2 protein-coding genes and 1 riboswitch are annotated in these 3,057 nt (G+C 68.0%); of the genes, one reads left to right on the top strand and one right to left on the bottom strand.

Annotation, left to right across the window (positions count from 1 at the left end):
* Positions 1 to 48 precede the first annotated feature (48 nt).
* Positions 49 to 828, bottom strand: a complete 780-nt coding sequence (locus ABT360_RS35175; protein WP_351825810.1) for a transglycosylase SLT domain-containing protein — start codon at positions 826 to 828, stop codon at positions 49 to 51.
* Between the two features lie 4 nt (positions 829 to 832).
* Positions 833 to 998: riboswitch (cyclic di-AMP (ydaO/yuaA leader) on the bottom strand.
* Between the two features lie 620 nt (positions 999 to 1,618).
* On the opposite strand from ABT360_RS35175, the gene ABT360_RS35170 reads away from it, so the two are divergent.
* A complete protein-coding gene (locus tag ABT360_RS35170) occupies positions 1,619 to 3,037 on the top strand; it encodes a nucleobase:cation symporter-2 family protein (protein ID WP_351825808.1) in 1,419 nt (472 codons plus the stop codon).
* Positions 3,038 to 3,057: the final 20 nt, after the last annotated feature.

Here is a 3,057-nt window from a genome sequence, read left to right as displayed (position 1 = left end):
GGGCCGGCCGCGTGCGAGCGGCCGGCCCCAGCGGGGAAAGCGTGTCGATCAGTAGGGGCCGTTGACGTTGTCGATCGAGCCGTACCGGTCGGCCGCGTAGTTGCAGGCGGCGGTGATGTTGGCGACCGGGTCGTAGGCGTCCATCGCCGTGCCCGGCACGTGGTAGGCCTCGAACGTCGGCGCGATGACCTGGAGGAGGCCCTTGGAGGGCGTTCCGTTCACGGCGTTGATGTCCCAGTTGTTGATGGCGAGCGGGTTGCCCGAGGACTCGCGCATGATGTTGCGGTGGATCCCCTCGTACGTACCGGGGATGCCGTGCTTGGCCATGATGTCCAGCGCCTCCCGGATCCAGCCGTCGAGGTTGTCCGGGTACGTCGTGGCCTTGGCGGCGGCCGGTACGGCCGTCCGCTCGGCGGACCGGTCGGCCCGCTCGGGCGCCGACGCGCGCTTCGCCGGGGCCTTCGCGCCGATCGTCAGCTTGAGACCCGGGCGGATCAGGGACGGGTCGGCGCCGACGGCCTTGCGGTTGTCCTGGTAGAGCTTCTTCCAGCCACCGCTCACCCCCTGCTCCCTGGCGATCTTGGACAGGGAGTCGCCCGCGACGACGGAGTACGTGACGGGGCCGGCCTTCTTGCCGGCGGCGGCAACGGCGGCCGGCGCGACGGCCGAGACGGCAGTGGTGGGGGAGTGCGCGACGCTGGGCGCCGCCTGCGCGGCGGTGGCACCCATCATGGGGAGCGCGAGTGCGGCGCCGCCCGTGCCCGCGGCGACGAAACGGCGGGTGAGCGGACTGTTCTTGGGACGACGGTGCTTACCCTTTGCGGGCATGGCGAATTCCTCTCCGTCGCCTGCGAGGTGAGCTGTCGGGTTCGGGCTGGAGATGCCCGGCCGCGGTATCACCGCGACTTCACCCCTAGCCGTTCCGGTGTGCTCCGGATCGGCGGCTTACCTGGGTCCCCCGCTCCTGCCGTACGTACGTGAGTGGGTGGGTGGGGTTTCCGGACGGCGGCAGGATTCGGCGGTCCATCCGGATTGAGGGGACCGTAAGCGAGAGGGGCCTGGTGGAACAAGGCGCGAATTGCGCGGCCCGACATGTTCCGCCCCTGCTTCCGGCCAGGTGGCGGACCGTCACTTTGCTGCAAAGCAGCGGAAATCCGGCCGGAGAAGCCCGCGTGTGCCGACGCCGTGCGGTGATTCTTATCACGGGCGACGACGTAGCCGACAAGTCGCTTATGTTCCCCCCAATATGGGCGGTGGCGGCGATACCTCCATATAGGAGAAAACGGGACGGAAGGTGTGGAGAGGTGCACCGGTTGCGCACCGGCCGTGCAGCGGCCGCCGACCGGACCGCTGGTTACTCGCGAGGAACGCCGAGCGTGAACTAAGGTGAGCGCCCCGATCGGCTCCCCCTGTGGATCCCAGGACAAAACGGTCCTGGTCAAGCCGATCGAAGGATGTCCTGCCAACCAGGACGCACATTGCAGTGCAGGGCGACGTGGTGTCGGCAACTCCGCCAGACGTCGGCTCCGTACGGGCCGGCGAGCCCTCGTCCTGTCACCCGGGACTCGAGGCGTTGGCCCCTTCTCTCATTCACCTACCTCGCGAAGGCAAGGCAGAGATGGCACGAGTCTCCCGACGGCACTCCGGGAAGCAGACGCATCCCGTCGATGAGCTTCTTCCCCTCCCCAAGCTCACTCTCTACGGTTTTCAGCACATTCTCGCGTTCTACGCGGCGGCGGTCATCGTCCCCGTACTCCTCGGGAACGCCCTGGGGCTGTCCCGGGAAGAGCTGGTCTACCTGATCAATGCTGACCTGCTGACCTGCGGAATCGCCTCGATCATCCAGGCGCTCGGCGTGTGGAAGGTCGGCGCGAGGCTGCCCCTGGTCCAGGGCGTCACCTTCACCGCCGTCTCGCCCATGGTCGCCATCGGGATCGGCGCGGGCGGCGGCACGGCCGGTCTGCTGGTCGTCTACGGGGCGGTGATCACGGCCGGAATAGCCACATTCCTTTTCGCCCCCTTCTTCGGGAAGCTGGTGAAGTATTTCCCGCCGGTCGTCATCGGCACGATCCTCACCATCATCGGTATGACCTTGATCCCGGTCGGCCTCCAGGACGCGGCGGGCGGCGCGCACCTCATGGGGGACCCCGCGTACGGCTCCGGGAAGAACCTCGCGTACGCGCTCGGCACCCTGCTGCTCATCCTGGCCGTGGTCCGCGTGGGCAAGCCCTTCCTCAGCAGCCTCGCCGTGCTCATCGGTCTGGTCGCCGGCACCGCCGTCGCCTGGCTCCTCGGCGACGCGCACTTCGGGGCGGTGAGGGACGCCGACTGGTTCGGTGTGAGCACGCCCTTCCACTACGGCATGCCGAAATTCGAACTGCTGCCGATCATCGCCATGGTCGTCGTCATGCTGATCACGATGGTGGAGACGACCGGTGACGTGTACGCCATCGGCGAGATCACCCGCAAGAAGGTCGACAGCGACACCGTCACGCGGGCGTTGCGTGCCGACGGAGTGGCGACCGTCCTAGGCGGAGTACTGAATTCTTTCCCTTATGTCGCGTTCGCCGAAAACATCGGCCTTGTTCGGATGTCGCGAGTGGTGAGCCGTTTCGTCGTGGTCGCGGCCGGTGTCTTCATGATCCTGCTGGGCCTGCTGCCCAAGGCGGGAAGTCTGGTCGCGGCGGTTCCGCATCCCGTGCTCGGCGGAGCGGCGATCGCGATGTTCGGCATGGTCGCGACGGTCGGCATCCAGATTCTGGGCAAGGTCGACCTGCGCGAGGAGCGCAACGCGCTCATCCTGGCCGTCAGTCTCGGCGCGGCGCTCCTCCCCACGACGGTCACGCCGTTCTTCGACCGCATGCCGGACGACGTCCGCGCGGTCCTCGACAGCGGCATCACACTCGGAGGCCTCACGGCGATCGTGCTGAACCTGTTCTTCAACGCGTTCACGCGCCGCAAGGCGATGGAGATCGACTGGGAGGACTACGAAAGCGACGGCACGCCGCCACCACCGGTCGGCGCCGGCGCGCGCTGACCGAGGGCGGCCGCCCGGGC

The organism is Streptomyces sp. NPDC000229 (genome assembly GCF_040300825.1).
Taxonomy (GTDB): domain Bacteria; phylum Actinomycetota; class Actinomycetes; order Streptomycetales; family Streptomycetaceae; genus Streptomyces.
The sequence above is the reverse complement of the archived record's forward strand: the minus strand, read 5'-3'. Positions and strand labels throughout refer to the sequence as shown.

Excerpts from the sequence above, each read along its gene's own strand:
- ABT360_RS35175 (WP_351825810.1), bottom strand. The coding sequence starts at position 828 with ATGCCCGCAAAGGGTAAGCACCGTCGTCCCAAGAACAGTCCGCTCACC.
- ABT360_RS35170 (WP_351825808.1), top strand. The coding sequence starts at position 1,619 with ATGGCACGAGTCTCCCGACGGCACTCCGGGAAGCAGACGCATCCCGTC.